Below are 21,405 nucleotides of genomic sequence, written 5' to 3'. Positions count from 1 at the left end.
AACAGGCCGGACGATGCGGCGAATCCGTGCCGGGTCGTCCGGTCATGAATCGGCGTCGATACCGCCCGGCGACCGTGATGTTTGCGACGATAGTGCGATGACGGCACTCGCTCCCGCACTGGTCGGCATCTCGCACGGCACGTCCTCGGCCGAGGGCCGACGGGCGGTGCGCGCGCTGCACGAGGCGGTGGCCGCGGCGCTCGCGACGAGGCATCCGGATGTCACGCCGGCCACCCGGCTCGGGCACGTCGACGTCGAGCAGCCCGACGTGCCGGCGACGCTCGCCTCGCTCGCACCCGGCGAGCCCGCGATCGTGGTGCCGCTGCTGCTCTCGGCCGGCTACCACGTGCACGTCGACCTCACTGAAGCCGTCAGGGCGACCGTCGACCGGCGGGTCGAGCTCGCGGACGCCCTCGGCCCCGACGACCGGCTCGCGGCCGTGCTCGCGCGCCGGCTCGCCGAGGCGGGGGTGCGTGACGACGACACCGTCGTGCTCTCGGTCGCCGGATCGAGCGACGCACGCGCCGTTCGCGATTGCCACGACATGCGCGAGCGCCTCGCCGCCGCGACCGGGCGCGACATCCGACTCGGATTCCTCTCGGCGGCCGAGCCCCTGCTGCCCGAGGCGGTGTCGCAGGCGAGGGCGGATGCGCCCGGCTCCCCCGTGGTCGTCGCGAGCTACCTGCTCGCACCCGGCTACTTCCAGGACCTCGCCGAGGCGGCCGGGGCCGACGTCGTCACCGAGCCGCTGCTCGTGGCCGACGCGGCGACGCCGCCCGAGCTCGTCGAGATCGTGCTCGACCGCTACGACGCGGCGGCGGCGACCCTCGGGTAGCGGCAGATCAGACGTACGTCATGCCGAGGCACGGGCCGAGCACGACGATCCACGCCGCGGCCGCGACGATGAGCACGCCGATCGCGATGCCGCGCGTCTTCGCGAAGAACAGCATCACGATCGCCGCGATCGCGACGACCAGGAACGGCCAGATGAGGCCGATCACGGTCGAGCCGAACATGCCGCCGAGCATGAGCGTCCCGAGCATCAGCAGGATCGCGACGACGTGCGCGCCGCAGCCGATGCCCACCCCGATACCGATTCCCGCGCCGGTGCCGAGTCCCGGTTTCGCGGCAGCCGCGGCCGTCGCCTCCGGTGATCCGTAGGGCGGCGGCGGCGTCGCCGGGCCGTACGGCGAGGTCGCGGGAGGCAGCGAGGGTGGGGGCGGGGGCGGCGGCACCGCCAGGGTGGCCGCCGGCTCGGGCGACGCCCCCGGCTCGCCGAGCGGTGGCTCGACCGGCGCGACCGTGGGCTCCTCGGGCGTGGGCTCCTCGGGTATCCGCTCTTCGGGCTTCGACCCTTCGGGTGTGGGCTCTCCGGGCGTGGGCTCTTCAGGATCGGGCACCATCGACGGCCATCCTCTCTCGGTTCGCAGTCAGCCGGCCGCGCGACGCCTTCCAGGCGAGGCGGCCGAGCACCAGCGGGATCGTGACCAGCAGGAACAACTGGGGGCGGGTCAGCCCCATCCACGCGACCTCGTTGCCGCGCACGAACTCCACGAAGAAGCGGAAGATCGCGTACGCGGCGATGTAGATCGTGAGCGTCTCGCCCGCGGCGATCGGGCGATGCCGCAGCCAGAACCACAGGACGATGAACGCGGCCGCCTGGAAGACGATCTCGTAGACGAAGCTCGGGTGCAGCGGCACCCCGGCGGGCCCGCCGACCCGCGCGGCGGCCGCCTCGTCGAGCACGATGCCCCAGCCCGCCCCCGTCGGGGTTCCGGGCAGCTCGGTGAAGAGGCATCCGAACCGGCCGATGGCCATGGCGAGCGCCACCGCCGGCGCGAAGAGGTCGCCCGTGCGCAGCGGGTACTTCACGATGCGCTTCGCGACGTGCACACCGAGCCACGCGCCGACGAGGGCGCTCAGCACCGAGGCGTTGCCGCGGGTGAGCTGCGTGACGAGGTCGAGGTTCTGCGACGGGTCGAGGTGCTGCGCCCAGGTGCCGAGGCGCGAGAACAGCGCGGCGCCGGCGAGCGCGCCGAGCACGAGCGCCGCGACCCGCGCGTCGGTCTGGCCGCGGCGACGCGACTCGACGACGAAGACGAGCCCGGCCGCGAGCATCGCGAGCGCGACGAACGCCGAGTGCGTGTCGATCGGCGGCCCCCAGCCGAGGAGATCGGGCAGCGTCGGGTACACGGCATCAGCTCCAGACGCCGGCCCAGAGCATCACCCAGAACGGCACCGCGGCGAGCGCGAGCACCTCGAGCACGATGAGGTACGCGAGCACGTTGCGGGTGTCGCCGAGCTTGCACTTCGACCGCAGCAGGCCCGCCCGCCGCGCCTTCGCGTACCCGGCGATCGCGATGCCCGCGAACACGGCGAGCGCGATCGGGCCGATGACGCAGGTGATGAGGGCGATCGTCGCGAAGACGCACAGCCGCAGCGGGTCGTACGGCGCCGGGGTCGGAGGCGCGCCGACCGTCTCGTCGAAGCGGTTCAGCCCCGAGGCATCCCACGTGGCGAACTCGTCACCCGCGCTGCTCATGCGTCCCTCCCCCGCTCGTCGTGCCGTCGGCTACGCCACCGTCACGGGCAGCTGCCGACGACCGCCCGCCGCACCGGCCGCGCCGACACCTGTCGAGCCGGCCGTCGCGGCCGCCCCGCCAGTGGCCGTCGAGGTGCCCGTCGCTGTTGATATGCGCTGCCGCCCGAGCGGCGCCCACGCCTGCACCGCGCAGAACGGCGCGCACTGGTGCGCTGCGGTCTGCTCGTTGACCGTCGCCACGTGCACGCAGCACTGCGTGAGGCGCTCCTCGATCATCGTGTTGATGTCCATGAAGGGCTTCACCGTGATGCGCTTGACGCGTTCGCCGAGGAACCGCCGCAACCGATTGTGCTGCCCCGGCAGCGCCGAGGTCGCGAGCTGGGTGAGCGTGCCGATGCCGAGGTCGCAGCCGGTGCAGATGTCCTTCCACAGCGACCCGATCGACGGGTGCGACAGCGACGACTGCTCGCTCAGGAGATCGAGCAGCGACTGCTTCACGCTGTCTTTCAAGGCCTGGTTGATGTTGCTGTCGGCGATGCGGTTCGCGATGAGGTCGGGGTTGAGATCGAGGAACTCCTTAAGGCGGTCGTGGCCGACGAGCGCCGTGAGCGAGTTCCATGTGCCCGAGTCGTCCTTGAGCAGGTAGCCGACCGAGCAGCAGTGCGGGTGGCTGCAGGGCAGCGCGGTCAGGTCGCGCCAGGTGACCTCACCATCGGTCTGCGCCTCGAGCCGCGCGAGCACGCCCGTGTGCGTCAGCCGGTCGTTCGGGTCGATGCCGGCCGAGCGGCCCGAGCCGAACACGGGCTGGATGGTCACGCCGCCGACGTACGGCGTCGTCATCGCCCGCCGGATCACCGCCCCGATCTCGCCGTCGTTGACACCGAGCGCGGCCGTCATCGTGAGGGTCGTGAAGACGCCCGCCTCCGACAGGCGCTCGAGCGCGCGGTCCTTGAAGCGGCGGATGTCGGCGCCCCGGTGGTAGGCGGACGCCTCGGCGCTCTCGCCGTCGAACTGCAGGTACACCTCGACGCGCTCGCGGTGCTTCTTCAGCGTCTCGACGAGGGCGTCGTCCTGCGCGATGCGCAGACCGTTCGAGTTGAGCAGGATGCGCACCACCGGCCGCGCGACGAGGTGGTCGAGCAGCTGCTCGAGCCACGGGTAGAGCGTCGGCTCGCCGCCCGAGAGCATGAGCACGTCGATGCGGCCGTTCTCGCGCGCGAGCTTCGCGTCGACCGAGGCGAGCACCTCGGCGAGCGGCGCGACCGCGGTCGCCGCCGGGCCCGACTCGGCGAAGCACGTCGGGCAGCGCAGGTTGCAGTGGTCGGTGAGGTCCTCGAGCAGGATGCAGGTGTGCTGCGTCTGCATCTCGGGCAGGCCGTCCTCGTACGCCGACGGCACCGGCTTGAAGTTGCCCGCGAGGTCGGGCACGTGCGCCTTCGTCGGCGCCGTCCACTGCTCGAGGTAGCTCAGGATCTCGGGCGACTCGTCGTACATCGTGCTCACGAGCCCATGCGTGGGGCATCCGCGCTCGAGCCAGACGCGATCGTCGCGGATCGCCAGCCAGCCCGAGAGCCGGGCGACGTCGGCGAGCGGCCGCTCGGGATCCTCCTCGTGGCACCGCGGGCAGAACGCGTTGACGTAACGGTGGATGCGGGAGTCCCGCAGGGGCATTCCGGTACCAGCGGCGGTCGGCATGCGCTCACGATAGCGGGCCGCCCACCGGCGGTCGAGTGGTGATCCGAGCGTCGGGCCGAGGAGGCGCGCTCGCGGCACGTCGCGAGTCGCTACTACTCGCCGACGACGCAGACGCTCTCGCCGTCGAGGGCGACCTGACCCGGGATGATCGTCATCTCCATCCCCTCCACGGGACCGCCACGCCCGGTGAGCCAGATCAGCGTGTCGCCCGGCTTCGAGCGATCATCGACGTCGGTGACGAGCCCCGCCGATTCCCAGTGGGCGCGCACCTGGTCGACGAGCTCCGCCGGGTCGGGGTCGGTCTCGCCGGACCAGTACCGGGCGTCGACGAAGTTGACGCCCGGTTCGTCGTTCGAGAGGTTGCAGGGGTCCGGCTCGAGCTCGTACTCAGCGTCCCAGCCGGCCTCGTCGAGGCCCACGACCGCCCGCGTCGAGGCCATGAGATCGACGAGTGCCTGTCTGGAATGCTCTTGAGTCATCGTCTGCTCGCCATCGGGCGTTCGCTGGGCGCATCCGGCAGTCAGCGCCACGATCAGAAGTGCGACCGAACAGGTTGCGATCGCGGCTGGAATCGTGCGGTTCATCGGGGGCCATCCTGTCCGAGGTCGGTCCATCCGTATCCGGGGCCGGGAGTGAGATATCCGCGTTTCGTCATGGTCAGCCCCGGTGTCACGTACTCGCTGATGTCCGCCTCGCGGCCCGTGGTCACGAGGGCGACGTTCCTGAGCGATTCCGTGCGATCGTCAGGAGAGCAGTTCCTTCTCGATCGAGACGTCGCTCATCCGCCCCCCCCCTCCGGCGTGCACGGAATCCGAGCGTATCCGATCTGCACGGTCCAGCCCGCTGGTTCTCAACAGGGGAAGCGGTGCGGCGCTACCCGACCGACGGGCTCGGATCAACACTGTGACGCAATGCGGCGCCGTGCGACCGCCGGTGACGCACCGTGACGGGCGCGTTCGTCACGAACGTGCCGCACGAGCATCCCTCGCCTAGCGTCGGCTCAGCGACGGGGCCTCCGTCGCGATTCCGACCATCGGGAGGCAGCCGTGACGCTGAGCGAGACGACCCGCGCGCCGCGGGCCGAGGGCCGCGCCGAGCGCCCCGCACGCCCCGAGGGACGCCCCGCACGCCCGGGCGCGAACCGCCCCAACGGGCAGTGGAAGGTCGACGGCACCGAGCCCCTCAACGCCAACGAGCAGTGGAAGCAGGACGACGGCGGCCTCAGCGTGCGCGAGCGCATCGAGACGATCTACGCCAAGGGCGGGTTCGCGTCGATCGACGGCACCGACCTGCACGGCCGCTTCCGCTGGTGGGGCCTCTACACGCAGCGCAAGCCCGGCATCGACGGCGGCAAGACCGCGACCCTCGAGCCCCACGAGCTCGAGGACGAGTTCTTCATGCTGCGGGTGCGCATCGACGGCGGCCAGCTCACGACCGAGCAGTTGCGCGTCATCGGCGAGATCTCGACCGAGTTCGCGCGCGATACGGCCGACCTCACCGACCGCCAGAACATCCAGCTGCACTGGATCCGCGTCGAGGACGTGCCCGAGATCTGGCGCCGACTCGAGGCCGTCGAGCTCTCCACCACCGAGGCGTGCGGCGACGTGCCCCGCGTCATCCTCGGCTCGCCCGTCGCCGGCATCGCGGCCGACGAGCTCATCGACCCGACCCCGCAGATCTTCGAGATCCAGCAGAAGTACATCGGCGATCCCGAGCTCGCGAACCTGCCGCGCAAGTTCAAGTCGGCGATCACCGGCCACCCCAGCCAGGACATCGTGCACGAGATCAACGACGTCGCGTTCGTCGGCGTCGAGCACCCCGAGCTCGGCATCGGCTATGACGTCTGGGTCGGCGGCGGCCTCTCGACGAACGCGCACCTCGCGGTGCGGCTCGGCGCGTGGGTGGCGCCCGAGCGCGTCGCCGACGTCTGGTACGGCGTCACCGCGATCTTCCGCGACTACGGCTACCGGCGCCTCCGCAACCGGGCGCGCCTGAAGTTCCTGGTCGCCGACTGGGGCGCCGAGAAGTTCCGTCTGGTGCTCGAGACCGAGTACCTGGATGCCCCGCTGCCCGACGGCCCCGCCGCGCCCAAGCCGCTCACGCAGGGCGACCACGTCGGCGTGCACCGCCAGCACGACGGACGCTTCTACATCGGCGTGACGCCCTTCGTCGGCCGCATCTCGGGCACGACGCTCACCCGCCTGGCCGAGCTGCTCGAACGCGTCGGATCGGGCCGCCTGCGCACGACGCCGCACCAGAAGCTCGTGCTGCTCGACATCGAGGAGGCGCACGTCGAGCAGGTCGTCGCCGAGCTCGACGAGCTCGGCCTGCAGGCCCGCCCGAGCCTCTTCCGCCGCGGCACGATCGCCTGCACCGGCATCGAGTTCTGCAAGCTCGCGATCGTCGAGACGAAGCAGACCGCGACCGCGGCCGTGATCGCCCTCGAGGAGCGGCTCGCCGGCATCGAGCTGCCGCACCCGATCAGCCTGCACGTCAACGGCTGCCCCAACTCGTGCGCCCGCATCCAGACCGCCGACATCGGCCTGAAGGGACAGCTGCTGCCCGACGGCGACGGCGGCCAGACGCCCGGGTTCCAGGTGCACCTCGGCGGCGGCCTCGCCTCGGCCACGCGCGAGGAGGCCGGCACCGGCCGCACCGTGCGCGGCCTCAAGGTCACCGCCGACGGCCTCGCCGACTACGTCGAGACCGTCGTGCGCCGCTTCATCGCGCAGCGGGATGTCTCGGTCGACGAGACCTTCGCCGAGTGGGCGCACCGCGCCGACGAGGAGGAGCTGCGATGAGCGCCCGCAACCTCGGCACCACGACGTCGAGCTCGTCGCGGGGCGCGAAGCGCTCGACCGACGAGCTGCGCGCCCTCGCCGAGGCCGGCAACGCGGAGCTCCGGAGCCTGGCCGACGGCGAGGCATCCGCCCACGAGGTCGTCGCCTGGGTGGCGCGCAACTTCTCGGTGGATGCCGCGGCCGTCGCCTGCTCGATGGCCGACGCCGTGCTGCCGCACGTGGTCGCGCAATCGCTGCCGGGCGTCGACGTGCTCTTCCTCGACACGGGCTACCACTTCGCGAAGACGGTCGAGACGCGCGACCGCGTCGCCGCCTCGCTCGACGTGCGCATCGTCGACGTGCTGCCCGAGCTCACCGTCGCCGAACAGGATGCGAAGTACGGCAAGGACCTCTTCGCCCGCGACGCCGGTTCGTGCTGCGCGATGCGGAAGGTCGAGCCCCTGCAGCGATCGCTGTCCGGATACGAACTCTGGTTCACGGGCGTGCGCCGCGACGAGGCCCCCACCCGCACGACCACGCCGCTCGTCGCGTGGGACGAGCGCAACGGCCTCGTGAAGGTCAACCCGCTCGCCGCGTGGAGCTTCGACGACCTCATCGACTACGCCGGCGCGTTCGGCGTGACGGTGAACCCGCTGCTCACCGAGGGCTATCCCTCGATCGGCTGCGAACCGTGCACGAAGCCCGTCGCCGCGGGCGAAGACCCCCGATCCGGCCGCTGGTCGGGCCTCGACAAGACGGAATGCGGGTTGCACCTATGACCGACCTCCTCACCGCCCCGGCGCGCTCCCTCGACACGCTCGACCTGCTCGAGGCCGAGGCGATCCACATCATCCGCGAGGTCGTCGCCGAGTTCGAGCGGCCCGTGCTGCTGTTCTCCGGCGGCAAGGACTCGGTCGTCGTGCTGCACCTCGCCGCGAAGGCGTTCTGGCCCGGCCGCGTGCCGTTCCCGGTGCTGCACGTCGACACCGGCCACAACTTCCCCGAGGTGCTCGCGTTCCGCGATGCGACGGTCGAGCGGCTCGGCCTGCGACTCGAGGTCGCCGAGGTGCAGCGCTACCTCGACGACGGCCGCCTGCAGGAGCGCGCCGACGGCACCCGCAACCCGCTGCAGACGCAACCGCTGCTCGACGCGATCGCCGCGGGCCGGCACGACGCCGTCTTCGGCGGCGCCCGCCGCGACGAGGACAAGGCGCGCGCCAAGGAGCGCATCATCTCGCTGCGCGACGAGTTCGGCCAGTGGGACCCGCGCAACCAGCGCCCCGAGCTCTGGAGCCTCTACAACGGCCGGCACACGCCCGGCCAGCACGTGCGCGCCTTCCCGATCTCGAACTGGACCGAGCTCGACGTGTGGAGCTACATCGAGCGCGAGGGCATCGAGCTGCCGCCGCTCTACTACGCGCACGAGCGCGAGGTGTTCCGCCGCGACGGCATGTGGCGCGCGGTCGGCGAGGTCTCGCAGCCTCGGCCCGACGAGCACGTCGAGCTGCGCACCGTGCGCTACCGCACGGTGGGCGACATGAGCTGCACCGGCGCGGTCGAATCGGATGCCGCGGACGTGACGGCCGTCGTGCGCGAGGTCGCGCAGTCGACTCTGACCGAGCGCGGCGCGACCCGCGCCGACGACCGCATCTCGGAGGCCGCCATGGAGGACCGCAAGAAGGACGGGTACTTCTGATGAGCGAGACGACCACCGCCCCCAGCACCCTCTTCCGCTTCGCGACCGCGGGCTCCGTCGACGACGGCAAGTCGACGCTCGTCGGGCGCCTGCTGCACGATTCGAAGGCGATCCTCGCCGACCAGCTCGAGGCCGTCGCGCGTACTTCGGCCGAACGCGGCTTCGGCGCCGGCACGGGCTTCGACTTCGCACTCCTCACCGACGGCCTCCGCGCCGAGCGCGAGCAGGGCATCACGATCGACGTCGCCTACCGCTACTTCTCGACCGGCGCGCGCAGCTTCATCCTCGCCGACTGCCCGGGCCACGTGCAGTACACCCGCAACATGGTCACCGGCGCGACGACCGCCGACGCCGTGGTCGTGCTCATCGACGCCCGAAAGGGCGTGCTCGAGCAGACCCGGCGCCACCTGTCGGTCGTCGCGCTGCTGCGCGTGCCGCACGTCATCGTCGCGGTCAACAAGATCGACCTGCTCGGCTACGACCGCGGCGCGTTCGAGGAGGTCGCGGCCGAGGTGCGTCGCGTCACGGGCGAGCTCGGGCTCGACGAGGTGCACGTGCTGCCCGTCTCGGCCCTCGAGGGCGACAACATCGTCGATCGCTCGCCGAACACGCCCTGGTACGACGGGCCGGCCCTGCTCGAACTGCTCGAGTCGCTGCCCTCGCACGACGAGCTCGACACCGAATACGACCCGTTCCGCCTGCCCGTGCAGCTCGTGCTGCGCCCGCAGGGCGGCTTCGCGCCCGACGTCGCCGACGACCCCGAGCGGGCCGAGGCATTCCGCGACTACCGGGCCTTCGCCGGCCGCATCGGCTCGGGCCGGGTGCGGGTCGGCGACCGGGTCACCGTCTTCCCCGCGGGCATCGAGACCACCGTCACGGGCATCGACCAGGCCGGAGCATCCCTCGACGAGGCCGTCGCCCCGCAGTCGGTGGCGCTGCGCCTCGCCGAGGAGATCGACGCCGCCCGCGGCGCGGTCATCGCGGCGGCGGGCACCCTGCCCGAGGCCCGGCGAGAGTTCGCGGCCGAGCTGTTCCAGCTCGACCCCCGCCCCCTCGCCCCCGGCACCCGCGTGCTCGTGAAGCACGGCACTACGACCGTCCAGGGGCTCGTGGCCTCCATCGACGCGAAGCGCGACCTCGACACCCTCGAGCACGTGCCCGCGACCTCGCTCGAGGTGAACGACATCGGCCGGGCGACGCTCCGCGTCGCCGCCGACCTCCCCCTCGAGCCCTACGGCGAGAACCGGCACGCCGGGTCCTTCCTCGTCATCCATCCGTCCGACGGCCGCACCCTGGCCGCCGGCATCACCGAACAGTAGGCACCAACGATCCGTAAGGAGGCGACAACCGTGAACAGCACCACCCGCACCATCCGCAAGACCCTGACGATCACCGCACTTGGAGTGGCGGCGATGATGCTCGCCGGTTGCTCCGCCGCCGCGGGAGCATCACCGAACGACGACGCGGAGGCGAGCACCTCGCCCGCTGCCGAGCTGCGTCTCGGCTATTTCGCGAACGTCACCCACGCGCCCGCCATCGTCGGCCTCGAGGAGGGCCTGCTGCAGGACGCGCTCGGCGAGACCGAGCTCACCACCTCGGTGTTCAACGCCGGCCCGGCCGCGATCGAGGCCCTCTCGGCCGGTGCGATCGACGCGACCTACATCGGCCCGAACCCGTCGATCAACACCTTCATCCAGTCGGGCGGGCAGTCGGCGCACATCGTCGCGGGTGCCGCGACGGGCGGCGCCGCACTCGTCGTGCGCGACGGCATCGACTCGGTCGACGACCTCGAGGGCACCACCCTCGCGACGCCGCAGCTCGGCAACACGCAGGACGTGGCGCTGCGCGCCTGGCTCGCCGACGAGGGCTTCGAGACCGACACGCAGGGCGGCGGCGACGTGCACATCACGCCGACCGAGAACGCGCAGACGCTCACCCTGTTCCAGCAGGGCGAGCTCGACGGCGCGTGGCTGCCCGAGCCGTGGGTGTCGCGGCTCATCGTCGACGCGGGCGCGCACGTGCTCGTCGACGAGGCCGAGCTGTGGGACGACGGGGCCTTCCCGACGACGGTGCTGCTCGTGCGGGCCGAGTTCCTCGAAGAGCACCCCGAGACGGTGAAGGCGCTCCTCGAGGGGCACGAGGCATCCGTCGCCTGGCTCGCCGACAACGCCGACGAGGCCGCCGGCGTGATCAACGCGGGCATCGAGGCCGAGACGGGCAAGCCGCTCGCCGACGAGGTCATCGACCGCGCGCTCGAGCACGTCGTCTTCTCGGTCGACCCGCACGCCGAGACTTTCGAGGCCCTCGTCGCGAACGGCCTCGAGGCCGGCACCCAGAAGGAGGGCTCGATCGACGGGCTCTTCGACCTCCGCATCCTGAACGAGCTGCGCGAGGAGGCCGGCGAGGAGCCCGTCTCCGCGGGCGGCCTCGGCGAGGAGTAGTCGCATGAGCGGGCAGACGGCCATCCGCATCGAGCACCTCGGCAAGCGCTTCGGCGCAGGCCCGGTCGTGCTCGACGACGTGAACCTCGACGTCGCGGCGGGTGAGTTCGTCTGCCTGCTCGGCGCCTCGGGCTGCGGCAAGTCGACGCTGCTGAACCTCATCGCCGGACTCGACCGGCCGACCACCGGCAGCATCACGACGCCGCCCGAGGGCGCCGCCGTCATGTTCCAGGAGTCGGCGCTCATGCCCTGGCTCACCGCGGCGCAGAACGTGGAGCTCGCGCTGCGGCTCCGCGGGGTCGCGCGCACCGAGCGCAAGGCGCAGGCGCTCGAGCTGCTCGCGACCGTGAATCTCGCGGATGCCTCGGCGAAGCGCCCCCACGAGCTCTCGGGCGGCATGCGCCAGCGCGTCGCCCTCGCCCGGGCGCTCGCGCAGGACCGCCCCGTGCTGCTCATGGACGAGCCCTTCGCGGCACTCGACGCGATCACGCGCGACCTGCTGCACGAGGAGCTCGAACGCGTGTGGCGCCTGACCGGCCGCACCATCGTCTTCGTCACGCACAACGTGCGTGAGGCGGCGCGACTCGGGCAGCGCATCGTGCTGCTGTCGAGCCGGCCCGGCCGGGTCGCCGGCGAATGGCGCATCGACGCCGTCGAGGGACGGCGCATCGAGTCGCCCGAAGTGGCGGCGCTCTCCGTCGAGATCACCGCCGAGCTGCGGAAGGAGATCCGCCGAAATGCCGCATGACACCTCCCTGCTCGATCCGCCCGAGGCGCCCGGAGCGCCCGCTGGAGTTCCCGCCGAGCACGACGAGCTCCGCGCGCTCGAAGCGGGCCTCGACCGCCTCCAGACCGACGCCGACGCGCGCCCCGGCCCCTGGAAGGTCTTCACGCGCAGCGTGCTGCCGCCCATCCTCTTCGTCGTCGTGCTCATCGTCGCCTGGCAGCTCTACGTCGTGATCGCCCAGCCGCGACCCGACATCGTGCCGGGTCCGCTCGACGTCGCCGCGGCGCTCGGCGATGCCTGGGAGTCGGGCCGCCTGCAGCTCGCCGTCGCGACGAGCCTCGAGCGCGGCGTCTTCGGCTTCGTCATCGCCGTCATCGTCGGCACGCCGCTCGGCCTCCTGCTCGCCGAGGTGAAGCCGCTGCGCCGCGCCGTGGGCCCGATCATCTCGGGGCTGCAGGTGCTGCCCTCGGTCGCGTGGGTGCCCGCCGCCATCCTCTGGTTCGGGCTCAGCGACGCGACCGTCTACTTCGTGGTCCTGATGGGCGCCGTGCCGTCGATCGTGAACGGCCTGATCTCGGGCGTCGAGCAGGTGCCGCCGCAACTGCGGCGGGTCGGCACGGTGCTCGGCGCAGGACCGGGACGCCTCGCGACGCTCGTCGTGCTGCCCGCCGCGCTCCCCGGCTACGTCGCCGGCCTCAAGCAGGGCTGGGCGTTCTCGTGGCGCTCGCTGATGGCCGCCGAGATCATCGCGATGGGCGGCACGATCGGCTTCGGGCTCGGGTCGATGCTCGACCAGAGCCGCGAGCTCGCCGACATCTCCGCGGTGCTCGCGACGATCCTCGTGATCCTCGCCATCGGCATCCTCATCGAACTCGTGTTCTTCGCCCCACTCGAGCGCCGGATGCTCCGCCGCCGGGGCCTGCTGCAGGGAGCGTCGCGATGAGCGCCGGGACCGTCACGCTCGTCGGCGCCGGGCCGGGCGACGCCGGGCTCCTCACGATCCGCGGCCTGCGCGCGCTCGAGGCGGCCGACGTGATCGTCGCCGACCGACTCGGCGCCCGCGGCGTGCTCGACGGCCTGGCGGCCGAGGGCGTCGAGTTGCGGGCCGAAGTCGTCGACGTCGGCAAGCTTCCCGGGCATCACGCCGTTCCCCAGGATGCGATCAACGCCCTGCTCGTGACCCTCGCCCGCGACGGCAAGCGGGTCGTGCGGCTGAAGGGCGGCGACCCGTTCATCTTCGGCCGCGGCGGCGAGGAGCTCGCCTTCTGCCGCGACGCGGGCGTCGCCGTCGAGGTCGTGCCGGGCATCACGAGCGCGATCTCGGTGCCGGCGATCGCGGGCATCCCCCTCACCCATCGCGGCCTCGCGACGACGTTCACGGTCGTCACCGGGCACGAGCAGATCCAGTCGCTCGGCGGCGGGCGCGACCACACCGTCGTGCTCCTCATGGGCATCGGCACCCTCGCGAACTCGGCGATCACCCTCGCCCGCGGCGAGCGCGGGGGCGAATGCCCAGTCGCGATCGTCGAAGATGGATACGGCGAGCACCAGCGCGTCACCATCGGCACGCTCGACTCGATCGCGCTGCAGGCGGCGCACCGGGGCGTCCGGTCGCCCGCGGTCGTCGTGGTCGGCGACGTGGTGACCCTGAGCCCGTACACGCCAGAAGCGCTCTCCCCCAGCACAACTCGAAAGGCATCGCAGCAATGACCCGTTCCCTCCGCGTCGCGATCGTGGGCGCCGGCCCCGCCGGCATCTACGCCGGCAATATCCTCCGCCGCCAGGTCGCCGAGCAGGGCGGCGAGGTCGCGATCGACCTGTTCGAGTCGCTGCCGGCGCCCTACGGCCTGATCCGGTACGGCGTCGCCCCCGACCACCCCCGCATCAAGGGCATCGTCAACTCGTTGCACGAGATGCTCGACGCGGGCGACATCCGCCTCATCGGCAACGTCGAGGTGGGTCGCGACGTCGAGGTCGGCGAACTCGCCGAGCGCTACGACGCGGTCATCTTCGCGACCGGCGCGCTGCGCGACGCCCCCCTCGACATCCCCGGCATCGAGCTGCCCGGCTCCTACGGCGCCGCCGACTTCGTCGCCTGGTACGACGGCCACCCCGACGTGCCGCGCACCTGGCCGCTCGAGGCGCAGTCGATCGCGGTCATCGGCAACGGCAACGTCGCGCTCGATGTCGCACGCGTGCTCGCGAAGCACCCGAAGGACCTGCTCTCGACTGACGTCCCGGCGAACGTCGTGGCCGGCCTCGAGGCCTCGCCCGTGACCGACGTGCACGTCTTCGGCCGTCGCGGCCCGGGGCACGTGAAGTTCACCCCGATCGAGCTGCGCGAGCTCGGCGAGGTGCCCGACGTCGACATCGTGGTCTACGACGCCGACTTCGAGCGCGCCGAGGGCGACGCCCACGCCGAGGCCCTGCACGCCTCGAACAACCAGGTCAAGGTCATGACCCGCACCCTGAACGGCTGGCGCACCTCGGCGGGTTCGACCGGCACCGGCACGGCGTCGCGGCGCCTGCACCTGCACTTCCTGCACGCGCCCGTCGAGGTCACCGGCGACGGACGCGTCGAGGGCCTCCGCTTCGAGCTCACCCGCCCCGTCGGCGACGGATCGGTCGAGGGCACCGGCGAGTTCGTCGACTACCCCGTGCAGGCGGTCTATCGCGCCGTCGGCTACGCGAGCTCGCCGATCCGCGACGTGCCCTTCGACGAGAAGGCGGCGGTCATCCCCAACGAGGGCGGCCGGGTGCTGGATGCCTCGGGCACACCCGTTCCCGGAATCTACGCGACCGGCTGGATCAAGCGCGGCCCCGTCGGCCTCATCGGCCACACCAAGGGCGACGCGCTCGAGACGATCACGAACCTCGTCGCCGACGCGAACGAGGGCGTGCTCGCCGCGCCGGCGGTCGACGCCGCCGACGGCGAGGAGATCTTCGAACTGCTCGCCTCGCGCGGGGTCGAGTACACGACCTGGCAGGGATGGCTCGGGCTCGACGCGCACGAGCGCGGCCTGGGCGAGTCGTTCGAGGCACCCGAGCAGTACGCCGGCGTCGTGCGCGAGCGCGTCAAGGTCGTGCCCCGCGAGGAGCAGGTGTCGATCTCGCGCGACGGCGCGCTCGCACTGTCGTGACGTACGTCATCGCGCTGCCGTGCGTCGATGTGAAGGACCGCGCCTGCATCGACGAGTGCCCGGTCGACTGCATCTACGAGGGTGAGCGGTCGCTCTACATCCATCCCGACGAGTGCGTCGACTGCGGTGCGTGCGAGCCGGTGTGCCCGGTCGAGGCGATCTACTACGAGGACGACCTGCCCGACGAGTGGGCCGACTACTACAAGGCCAACGTCGAGTTCTTCGAGGTGACCCCCGGCGGCGTGCCGCCGCTCGGCTCGCCCGGCGGCGCGGCGAAGACGGGCGCGCTCGCGTACGACCACCCGCTCGTGGCGGCGCTCGCGCCGCAGGGCGCGTAGTCGGAATCGCGCTTCCGCGCGTTTCAGGACGAGAGCGTCGATGGGCCCGACACGGGCGGTATCGATGCTCTCGTCCTGAATACCGCGGTGCGTGGAGCTCGTTGACGCACCGAATCGTGCGACCACAGCCTCGCGCGTCGCGTCAGGCGAGCACTCGGTCGTCGACCTCGGCGAGCCGTTCCAGCACGGCGGGGTCGGCGCCGGCCGCGGCGAGCCGGGCGACGAGTGCCCGCCGCGCGAAGACGTACGGTTCGCTCGATCCGCTCATGACCGAGCGGGTGTTGGCCGCGTCGAGCAGTGCGGTGGCCTCGAAGGCGAACTGGGCGGGGTCGCCCTCGAGCTCGCCCTGCGCGACGGCGTAGCCGTACGACGCCCCGAGGTAGCCGCTCCAGCTCGCGAGCGCTCGTGCGAGGGCGTCGCGCACCGGCCCCGGCTTGGCGTCGAACTCGGCCGCGGCGGCGGCGAAGAAGCATCCGCCCGGGAAGACGCGGTCGCGCGAATAGGCGATCCAGCGGTCGACCAGGGCGACGATGCGCCGCACGCCCCTCGGCTCGACGCGCGCGGGCTCGATGACGACGCGGGTGAATCGCTCGACCGCGGCATCGACCGCGGCGAGCTGGAGGCGCTCCTTGCTGCCGAACAGCGTCGCGACCCCGCTCTTCGACACCTCGGCCGCCTCGGCGAGCCGCCCGATCGAGAGCCCGTCGAGCCCCTCGACCGAGGCGAGGTCGACGGCGCGCTCGAGCACGAGGCGTCGCGAGGCGTCGCCCCGTGCGCGTCGGCCGTCGTGCTGTTCCATGTCTTGTATTTTACGCACGATCGTTCGTATAGTGTGAGTACGATCGTTCGTATTGTTTGAGGAGTCGAGATGTCCGCCGCAACCGCCATCGCCGCAGGAGTCCGCCTGACCGGGTCGGTCTCGCCGACCGCAGGCGGCGCGCTCGCCTACCCGCTCTTCATGCGCGTCGGCCCCCGCACCCCCGTCGCGCCGGCCGACCGCGCCACCCACGACTCGGCGCGGCGCAGCACCGTGCGCATCCCCGGCCTGCATCGCCGCGGTGTCGACGTGGTGAGCTACGAGTGGGGCACCGGCGACGAGACCGTGCTGCTCGCCCACGGCTGGCAGTCGCGAGCGAGCGTCTTCGCCCCGCTCATCCGCGAGCTGCGCAGTGAAGGCTTCCGCATCGTCGCGTTCGACGGCCCCGCCAACGGCGACTCGCCTGGCCGCGGCACGTACCTCATCGACCACCTCGACGCGATGGAGCAGCTGCAGCGCCGCCACGGCCGCTTCCACGCGGTCGTCGGCCACTCCTTCGGCGCACTGGCAGCGCTCATGGCCGCGCACGACGGCCTCGACGCCCACCGGGTGGTCGGCATCGCCGGCGCGGCCGATCCGCGCACGTTCATCGAGGGATTCGGCGAGATGCTCCGCCTCGACCGGCCCACCCGCGACGCGCTCGCGGCGCGATTCTCCGCGAAGCTCTTCCCGGGCGGCGGCGACCCCTTCGATCGGTACTCGGCAGCGAGGCATCCCCTTCGACCCGAGACCGCACTGCTGCTCGTGCACGACCGCGGCGACCGCCGCGTTCCCTACGCCGAGTCCGAGCGGCTGCTCGCCGTGAACCCCGGCGCCCGCCTGGTGCCGACGGAGGGTCTCGGCCACAACCGGGTGCTCCGCGCCGACGTGACGCTCGACGCCGTCGTCGACTTCCTCACCGCGTCGGACGCGGCGCTCGCGGCGCCGGCGGCCGCGGGCGACACGGTCGGCGCCGACGCCGCCGAGTCCGAACTCACAACCCGAACCGGCCGATCGGCCTGATCGACGCGGCGGGCATCAGCCGGATCGCGCGCCGTCAGCGCACGCGGCCGTTGCCAGGACCGTTCCCGCCCGAATGACGCGCGAGAGGCTCGCCGGTCGGTCGATCGGCGACCGGTCGGTCGGTGCTCGCTCCGTCCGCGCTCGAGCGTTCGCCGCTCGCGGTCGTGGTCGCATCGGCGTCGCGGTCGCGGTCCGCATCGACGTCGACATCGGGGTCGACGCGGTCGGCCTTCCTGAGGTGGTCGTCCGCCTCGGCGCGGAGCTCCTCGGCGGCGGACTGCCGCTCGGCGCTCTCCCGATCCAGCCGATCGGCTTCGAGACGGGCCTCGGCCGCTGCCGCCTGCGCCTGCTTCGCGTCGGCCGCCGCCCGGGCGGCGTCGGCGTCGCGCTGGCGCGCGGCCGCATCCGTCTCGGCTGCGCTCTGCCGCAATTCGGCGGCCTTGCGCCGACCGGCTTCGGCCTGTGCCTCCTGGCGCCGCCGATTGGTGGCCATCACGATGATGACCACGATCGCGATGACCACGACGATTCCGACGACGATCCAGATGATGGTGCTGGTGTCCACGGTGATCGGCCTCCTCAGCTCGATCACCCCATCGAACCGCGGCTCGACGACAGCGGCAATGCCTTGCGGATCGCGCTGATGTGCGGGATGATCCGGCGGCGCGGGGGCCGGCGCGACCGCCCGTCGGTCGCTACTCGCCCTTCGCGCCGGCGTCGGTGACGCTCACGTCGGAGCGGTGGAAGTTGTGGAACGAGCGCGAGGCCGTCGGCCCCCGCTGGCCCTGGTAGCGGCTCGAGTAGTCGGCCGAGCCGTACGGCTTCTCGGCGGGCGACGACAGGCGGAAGAAGCACATCTGCCCGATCTTCATGCCGGGCCAGAGCTTGATCGGCAGCGTCGCCACGTTGCTGAGCTCGAGCGTGACGTGCCCCGTGAAGCCCGGGTCGATGAAGCCGGCGGTCGAATGCGTGAGCAGGCCGAGACGACCGAGCGAGCTCTTGCCCTCCAGGCGCGCGGCGACGTCGTCGGGCAGGGTGACGGCCTCGAACGTCGAGGCGAGCACGAACTCGCCCGGGTGCAGGATGAACGCCTCGTCGGGCTTCACCTCGATGAGGTGGGTCAGCTCGGGCTGATCTTCAGCAGGGTCGATGAAGGGGTACTTGTGGTTGTCGAACAGCCGGAAGTACCGGTCGAGCCGCACGTCGACGCTCGACGGCTGCAGCATCGACGCGTCGGAGGGTTCGAGCTTGATGCGCTGCAGGTCGAGTTCGGCCCTGATGTCACGATCCGAGAGAAGCACCCGCCCAGCCTACCGAGCGGGCGACGGCGCGCGACGCGGGCGTACCGCTTCGCCGATCGCGACGAGACCGAGCAGCGAGAGTCCGATCGCGAGCGCCGCCATGGGCGGCACGATCGCGATGAGCGGTATGGATGCCGCGATCACGACGATTCCCGCGATGCGCCGGCCACTCGTCCCCGCCTCGAAGAGCCGACCGATGAGGACGGTGGATCCGATGTAGAGCGCGAGCCCGCCGCCGAGCGCGGAGGCGCCGAACCATCCGAGCGCCTCGGTCTCGTGGATGTGCGCCATCGCGTCCTCGACACCGAGCGCGGCGAGGATGACCCCGGCGATGAGCGGTAGGTGCGCGTAGGTGTGCCCACGCATCGCGAGGTCGACCCTGGCGGCATCGGCCCGACGCTCCAGCGCCGCCTCCGCGGCGGCCGGGATCCTCGCGAAGTAGGACCACCACAGCATGATGGAGATGCCGACCGCGAGGACCGTTCCTGCCGTGATCGCCGCGTCGATCGGCTCCTGAGCGACGCCGACGCCGACCGCCACGATCGACTCGCCGAGCGCGAGGATCACGACGAGACTGTGCCGCTCGACCCAGTGCTCGAGCGAGTGGATGCGCCAGGCACCGCCGCCGCGGGAGCTCAGCCACGTCGCGGTCGAGTCCCAGACGACCGCGACGAGCCAGATCCAGGTCTGGGCCTCGCCGCCGACGAGCGCACCGACGATCAGTGCCGTGCAGGCGGGCACGAGCCCTACGGCCTGCGTGCGCAGCACCTGCAGCCGGAGTTCGCGATCATCACCCGCGATGACGACGTAGACGGTGGCGTGGATCAGCCGGACCACCGTGTACGCGAGGGCGAGCACGAGCGGTCCGCTGAACCCGCCCGGCAGGTCGTGGTACGCCTCGGGGATGGCGAGTGCGGCGATGAACATCGTCACCATCGCGAGCGACAACGCGACCTGCACCGGGCCCCGATCGGCCGCGGCCTGGTTGCCGAGCCACGCATAGGCGCACCACGTCCACCACAGCAGCGCGAGCACGATGAGCGCCTGCAGAATGCCCAGCGCGCTGTGCGTCTCGGCCATGAGCCGGCTCACCTGGGTGAACGCGAAGACGAAGACCAGGTCGAAGAACAGCTCGAAGGTCGTGACCCGGGTGGAGGTCGCGCGTGTCGGGTGCGAGGCATCCTGTCGCATGCGACCATCTTGGCGAACGTCGGGCCGCAGCGGAACGGGCCCGATGCGGTGAATCCGGTCGACGTTGTTAGGATGAGTCCCACGTCGCCGAGCGACGTACGCCGATGTAGTTCAATGGTAGAACTTCTGCTTCCCAAGCAGACAGCGCGGGTTCGATTCCCGTCATCGGCTCCGAAACGCCTCCGAGTCCGCACCACCCTCTGTGGTTGGCCAATGAAGTTGGCGTTAACTGGACATTGAATCTGGCGTTAATTGGACGTCAAGTTGGCGTCGACGTAAATCCCCTGATTGATAGCGATTTTCATCCGAGGATCTCGGATGCCATTCGCCTACAACTTGGCCAAGATGTTTTGATGTTGGCCACATGATCACAGAGCCACTCGGGACTGCACTTGGGACGCACTCAAGGACACCCCCAGTGGCAACCCGCGACGCAGGGCCGCGGCTGAATCGCGTTCGCCGCTAGTCTTTCCGCATGTCCCGTACGCCGCGCCCGCAACCAGCCGAGCTCGCGCCTGGCTGGCCGGACGCACCAACGGCGGACCCGGCCGGCGAGGCCGCCCGCCAGTTCGCGACCCGGCTTCGAGTGGCAATGGGCGAACGCAGCATTCGCGCCACTGCCCGCGAGGCGGGGCTCAGCCACGGAGTACTGCTCGGCTACCTGAACGGCACTTCATGGCCGGACTTGTATGCGATGGCGCGGCTTGAGGCCTCGCTTGACGTGCCGCTCTTGGGGCCTTCCTCGGACTGAGTCGCTCCGAATGCGCCAAGTTGAGCGAGACACCTTGACAGCGTCCGCCAGATTGACGCTTCTTGGTATTTTGCGATCGGAGCTGTTCAAGGTTCTGACCAGCAGGTCATCGATGTGGATAGTCGCTTCGATGGGATGCGTCATTGTTGGGCTCGGCTATGCGAGATCGCTGACGAGCTCACCAAGTGAGGTGGGCGGCACCATATCGGAAGCGACCGAGGTGGCGGCTGTCTATGCAATCTCCGGAGGCGTAGCCGTTGCCCAGCTACTTGCCGCCACGCTTGGAGTCCTTGTGAGCGCTTCGGAGTACTCCAGCAGGACCATTGGTTTCACCTTCGCTGCCGCACCCCGACGCAACTCCGTTCTCCTGGCAAAGGCGCTCGTCGTGGCGGGCCTGACCGCCCTAACCGGTGCGGTCGCGCTAGGTCTTGGCGTCGTGGTGTCCTCGCCAGCACTGATTGCGCATGGGTTTACGTCCGAGGGAATCCAGGCTGTGGCACTCGGAGTAGCGTCGCGAAGCACGTTCGTTCTGATGCTCACAGCCATACTCGGAGTCGCAGTCGGCACAATTGTGCGCAGCCCTATCGCAGGGATCGCTTCAGTCGTCGCGCTGTTCGCTGCGATGCCCGCGGCGTTCAACGCCATATCCAGCTATTCCGCGGGGACGCCAGTTGTGGCGGTAGGAAACATAGGTCGTTTCCTACCGGAGAGCAGCGCGCGCTTCTATACAGAAGTTCCCTGGGTGGCCGCACTCGACCTTCAACAATTCGCAGCTGACGGCACGCTGAACGTGAGCGGGGCCCAAGGGCTCCTGATTCTTGTGGCCTGGACTATTGGAGCGACGCTGCTATCGCTGTTGCTGTTGAATCGACGTGATGTCGGCAGCTAGTCCGACGGAGCCATTCTGCACGGCGACGGCTCACTTCATTGGCCAGCGATCAACCATGCTGTGGTGACCGCGATGATGACGGCGTTGACGACCAT

The 21,405-nt window shown here is 71.0% G+C and carries 22 protein-coding genes and 1 tRNA gene; 14 read left to right on the top strand and 9 right to left on the bottom strand.

The window, feature by feature from the left end:
* Positions 1-97 precede the first annotated feature (97 nt).
* On the top strand, positions 98-835 hold the full coding sequence (locus ACFVTR_RS13845; protein ID WP_387038128.1) for a sirohydrochlorin chelatase: 738 nt from the start codon (positions 98-100) through the stop codon (positions 833-835).
* Positions 836-842: 7 nt separating this feature from the next.
* Here ACFVTR_RS13845 and ACFVTR_RS13840 read toward each other — a convergent pair whose 3' ends face one another.
* From ACFVTR_RS13840 to ACFVTR_RS13820, 5 genes are all read right to left on the bottom strand, one after another.
* On the bottom strand, positions 843-1,403 hold the full coding sequence (locus ACFVTR_RS13840) for a hypothetical protein (RefSeq protein WP_387038126.1): 561 nt from the start codon (positions 1,401-1,403) through the stop codon (positions 843-845).
* Positions 1,387-2,193, bottom strand: a complete 807-nt coding sequence (locus ACFVTR_RS13835) for a prolipoprotein diacylglyceryl transferase (RefSeq protein ID WP_387038123.1) — start codon at positions 2,191-2,193, stop codon at positions 1,387-1,389. Before ACFVTR_RS13835 ends, ACFVTR_RS13840 begins: the two co-directional genes overlap by 17 nt.
* Positions 2,194-2,197: 4 nt before the next feature.
* Positions 2,198-2,542, bottom strand: a complete 345-nt coding sequence (locus tag ACFVTR_RS13830; RefSeq protein ID WP_387038121.1) for a hypothetical protein — start codon at positions 2,540-2,542, stop codon at positions 2,198-2,200.
* Between the two features lie 30 nt (positions 2,543-2,572).
* Entirely contained in the window at positions 2,573-4,237 is a 1,665-nt protein-coding gene (locus ACFVTR_RS13825) for a radical SAM protein (RefSeq protein ID WP_387038119.1), read from the bottom strand.
* A gap of 92 nt (positions 4,238-4,329) precedes the next feature.
* Complete coding sequence (locus tag ACFVTR_RS13820; RefSeq protein WP_387038117.1) at positions 4,330-4,677, bottom strand: hypothetical protein; 348 nt, start codon at positions 4,675-4,677, stop codon at positions 4,330-4,332.
* 612 nt (positions 4,678-5,289) lie between these two features.
* Between ACFVTR_RS13820 and ACFVTR_RS13815 the strand changes: the two genes are divergently transcribed.
* The 10 genes from ACFVTR_RS13815 to fdxA are packed head-to-tail and all read left to right on the top strand — an operon-like array spanning position 5,290 to position 15,359.
* Positions 5,290-7,038, top strand: a complete 1,749-nt coding sequence (locus ACFVTR_RS13815) for a nitrite/sulfite reductase (protein ID WP_387038490.1) — start codon at positions 5,290-5,292, stop codon at positions 7,036-7,038.
* Positions 7,035-7,796 carry a phosphoadenylyl-sulfate reductase gene (locus ACFVTR_RS13810; RefSeq protein ID WP_387038114.1) on the top strand — a complete coding sequence of 254 codons (762 nt, stop codon included), beginning with the start codon at positions 7,035-7,037 and terminating at the stop codon, positions 7,794-7,796. The genes ACFVTR_RS13815 and ACFVTR_RS13810 overlap by 4 nt, the downstream gene beginning before the upstream one ends.
* Entirely contained in the window at positions 7,793-8,713 is a 921-nt protein-coding gene (cysD, locus tag ACFVTR_RS13805) for a sulfate adenylyltransferase subunit CysD (RefSeq protein ID WP_387038112.1), read from the top strand. Before ACFVTR_RS13810 ends, cysD begins: the two co-directional genes overlap by 4 nt.
* A complete protein-coding gene (locus ACFVTR_RS13800; protein WP_387038109.1) occupies positions 8,713-10,032 on the top strand; it encodes a sulfate adenylyltransferase subunit 1 in 1,320 nt (439 codons plus the stop codon). The genes cysD and ACFVTR_RS13800 overlap by 1 nt, the downstream gene beginning before the upstream one ends.
* A 30-nt stretch (positions 10,033-10,062) precedes the next feature.
* A complete protein-coding gene (locus ACFVTR_RS13795) occupies positions 10,063-11,154 on the top strand; it encodes an ABC transporter substrate-binding protein (RefSeq protein WP_387038107.1) in 1,092 nt (363 codons plus the stop codon).
* A gap of 4 nt (positions 11,155-11,158) precedes the next feature.
* Positions 11,159-11,902, top strand: coding sequence for an ABC transporter ATP-binding protein (locus tag ACFVTR_RS13790; protein WP_376942855.1), 744 nt, complete (start codon positions 11,159-11,161; stop codon positions 11,900-11,902).
* Positions 11,892-12,824, top strand: coding sequence for an ABC transporter permease (locus ACFVTR_RS13785; RefSeq protein WP_387038105.1), 933 nt, complete (start codon positions 11,892-11,894; stop codon positions 12,822-12,824). The genes ACFVTR_RS13790 and ACFVTR_RS13785 overlap by 11 nt, the downstream gene beginning before the upstream one ends.
* On the top strand, positions 12,821-13,591 hold the full coding sequence (cobA, locus tag ACFVTR_RS13780; RefSeq protein ID WP_387038104.1) for a uroporphyrinogen-III C-methyltransferase: 771 nt from the start codon (positions 12,821-12,823) through the stop codon (positions 13,589-13,591). Before ACFVTR_RS13785 ends, cobA begins: the two co-directional genes overlap by 4 nt.
* Positions 13,588-15,021 (top strand): FAD-dependent oxidoreductase, encoded by a 1,434-nt coding sequence (locus tag ACFVTR_RS13775; RefSeq protein WP_387038102.1) that lies wholly within the window; start codon positions 13,588-13,590, stop codon positions 15,019-15,021. Before cobA ends, ACFVTR_RS13775 begins: the two co-directional genes overlap by 4 nt.
* Positions 15,018-15,359 carry a ferredoxin gene (fdxA, locus tag ACFVTR_RS13770; RefSeq protein WP_387038100.1) on the top strand — a complete coding sequence of 114 codons (342 nt, stop codon included), beginning with the start codon at positions 15,018-15,020 and terminating at the stop codon, positions 15,357-15,359. The genes ACFVTR_RS13775 and fdxA overlap by 4 nt, the downstream gene beginning before the upstream one ends.
* Before the next feature lie 142 nt (positions 15,360-15,501).
* Here fdxA and ACFVTR_RS13765 read toward each other — a convergent pair whose 3' ends face one another.
* Positions 15,502-16,158 (bottom strand): TetR/AcrR family transcriptional regulator, encoded by a 657-nt coding sequence (locus ACFVTR_RS13765; protein WP_387038098.1) that lies wholly within the window; start codon positions 16,156-16,158, stop codon positions 15,502-15,504.
* Positions 16,159-16,227: 69 nt separating this feature from the next.
* Between ACFVTR_RS13765 and ACFVTR_RS13760 the strand changes: the two genes are divergently transcribed.
* Complete coding sequence (locus ACFVTR_RS13760) at positions 16,228-17,178, top strand: alpha/beta fold hydrolase (protein WP_387038096.1); 951 nt, start codon at positions 16,228-16,230, stop codon at positions 17,176-17,178.
* A gap of 34 nt (positions 17,179-17,212) precedes the next feature.
* Here the strand turns inward: ACFVTR_RS13760 and ACFVTR_RS13755 are convergent, their stop codons facing one another.
* From ACFVTR_RS13755 to ACFVTR_RS13745, 3 genes are all read right to left on the bottom strand, one after another.
* Positions 17,213-17,743 (bottom strand): hypothetical protein, encoded by a 531-nt coding sequence (locus ACFVTR_RS13755; RefSeq protein ID WP_387038094.1) that lies wholly within the window; start codon positions 17,741-17,743, stop codon positions 17,213-17,215.
* Between the two features lie 130 nt (positions 17,744-17,873).
* Positions 17,874-18,479 carry a dCTP deaminase gene (dcd, locus tag ACFVTR_RS13750; RefSeq protein ID WP_376942845.1) on the bottom strand — a complete coding sequence of 202 codons (606 nt, stop codon included), beginning with the start codon at positions 18,477-18,479 and terminating at the stop codon, positions 17,874-17,876.
* A 9-nt stretch (positions 18,480-18,488) separates the two neighbouring features.
* Positions 18,489-19,670, bottom strand: coding sequence for a low temperature requirement protein A (locus tag ACFVTR_RS13745; RefSeq protein ID WP_387038092.1), 1,182 nt, complete (start codon positions 19,668-19,670; stop codon positions 18,489-18,491).
* A gap of 100 nt (positions 19,671-19,770) precedes the next feature.
* On the opposite strand from ACFVTR_RS13745, the gene ACFVTR_RS13740 reads away from it, so the two are divergent.
* Together ACFVTR_RS13740 and ACFVTR_RS13735 are read left to right on the top strand one after the other, a co-directional pair.
* A tRNA-Gly gene (locus tag ACFVTR_RS13740) sits at positions 19,771-19,841 on the top strand.
* 518 nt (positions 19,842-20,359) lie between these two features.
* A complete protein-coding gene (locus ACFVTR_RS13735; protein ID WP_387038090.1) occupies positions 20,360-21,310 on the top strand; it encodes an ABC transporter permease subunit in 951 nt (316 codons plus the stop codon).
* Positions 21,311-21,405 lie beyond the last annotated feature (95 nt).

This window comes from Agromyces sp. NPDC058126 (assembly GCF_042884595.1).
GTDB lineage: Bacteria > Actinomycetota > Actinomycetes > Actinomycetales > Microbacteriaceae > Agromyces.
Note: the sequence above shows the minus strand (reverse complement) of the source record. Positions and strands in the feature narration are given on the sequence as shown.

What these genes read in the sequence shown, in the direction of transcription:
- ACFVTR_RS13845 (WP_387038128.1), top strand. Translation starts at nt 98, where the DNA reads ATGACGGCACTCGCTCCCGCACTGGTCGGCATCTCGCACGGCACGTCC.
- ACFVTR_RS13840 (WP_387038126.1), bottom strand. Translation starts at nt 1,403, where the DNA reads ATGGTGCCCGATCCTGAAGAGCCCACGCCCGGAGAGCCCACACCCGAA.
- ACFVTR_RS13830 (WP_387038121.1), bottom strand. Translation starts at nt 2,542, where the DNA reads ATGAGCAGCGCGGGTGACGAGTTCGCCACGTGGGATGCCTCGGGGCTG.
- ACFVTR_RS13825 (WP_387038119.1), bottom strand. Translation starts at nt 4,237, where the DNA reads ATGCCGACCGCCGCTGGTACCGGAATGCCCCTGCGGGACTCCCGCATC.
- ACFVTR_RS13820 (WP_387038117.1), bottom strand. Translation starts at nt 4,677, where the DNA reads ATGGCCTCGACGCGGGCGGTCGTGGGCCTCGACGAGGCCGGCTGGGAC.
- ACFVTR_RS13810 (WP_387038114.1), top strand. Translation starts at nt 7,035, where the DNA reads ATGAGCGCCCGCAACCTCGGCACCACGACGTCGAGCTCGTCGCGGGGC.
- cysD (WP_387038112.1), top strand. Translation starts at nt 7,793, where the DNA reads ATGACCGACCTCCTCACCGCCCCGGCGCGCTCCCTCGACACGCTCGAC.
- ACFVTR_RS13800 (WP_387038109.1), top strand. Translation starts at nt 8,713, where the DNA reads ATGAGCGAGACGACCACCGCCCCCAGCACCCTCTTCCGCTTCGCGACC.
- ACFVTR_RS13790 (WP_376942855.1), top strand. Translation starts at nt 11,159, where the DNA reads ATGAGCGGGCAGACGGCCATCCGCATCGAGCACCTCGGCAAGCGCTTC.
- ACFVTR_RS13785 (WP_387038105.1), top strand. Translation starts at nt 11,892, where the DNA reads ATGCCGCATGACACCTCCCTGCTCGATCCGCCCGAGGCGCCCGGAGCG.
- cobA (WP_387038104.1), top strand. Translation starts at nt 12,821, where the DNA reads ATGAGCGCCGGGACCGTCACGCTCGTCGGCGCCGGGCCGGGCGACGCC.
- ACFVTR_RS13775 (WP_387038102.1), top strand. Translation starts at nt 13,588, where the DNA reads ATGACCCGTTCCCTCCGCGTCGCGATCGTGGGCGCCGGCCCCGCCGGC.
- ACFVTR_RS13765 (WP_387038098.1), bottom strand. Translation starts at nt 16,158, where the DNA reads ATGGAACAGCACGACGGCCGACGCGCACGGGGCGACGCCTCGCGACGC.
- ACFVTR_RS13760 (WP_387038096.1), top strand. Translation starts at nt 16,228, where the DNA reads ATGTCCGCCGCAACCGCCATCGCCGCAGGAGTCCGCCTGACCGGGTCG.
- ACFVTR_RS13745 (WP_387038092.1), bottom strand. Translation starts at nt 19,670, where the DNA reads ATGCGACAGGATGCCTCGCACCCGACACGCGCGACCTCCACCCGGGTC.
- ACFVTR_RS13735 (WP_387038090.1), top strand. Translation starts at nt 20,360, where the DNA reads ATGCGATGGCGCGGCTTGAGGCCTCGCTTGACGTGCCGCTCTTGGGGC.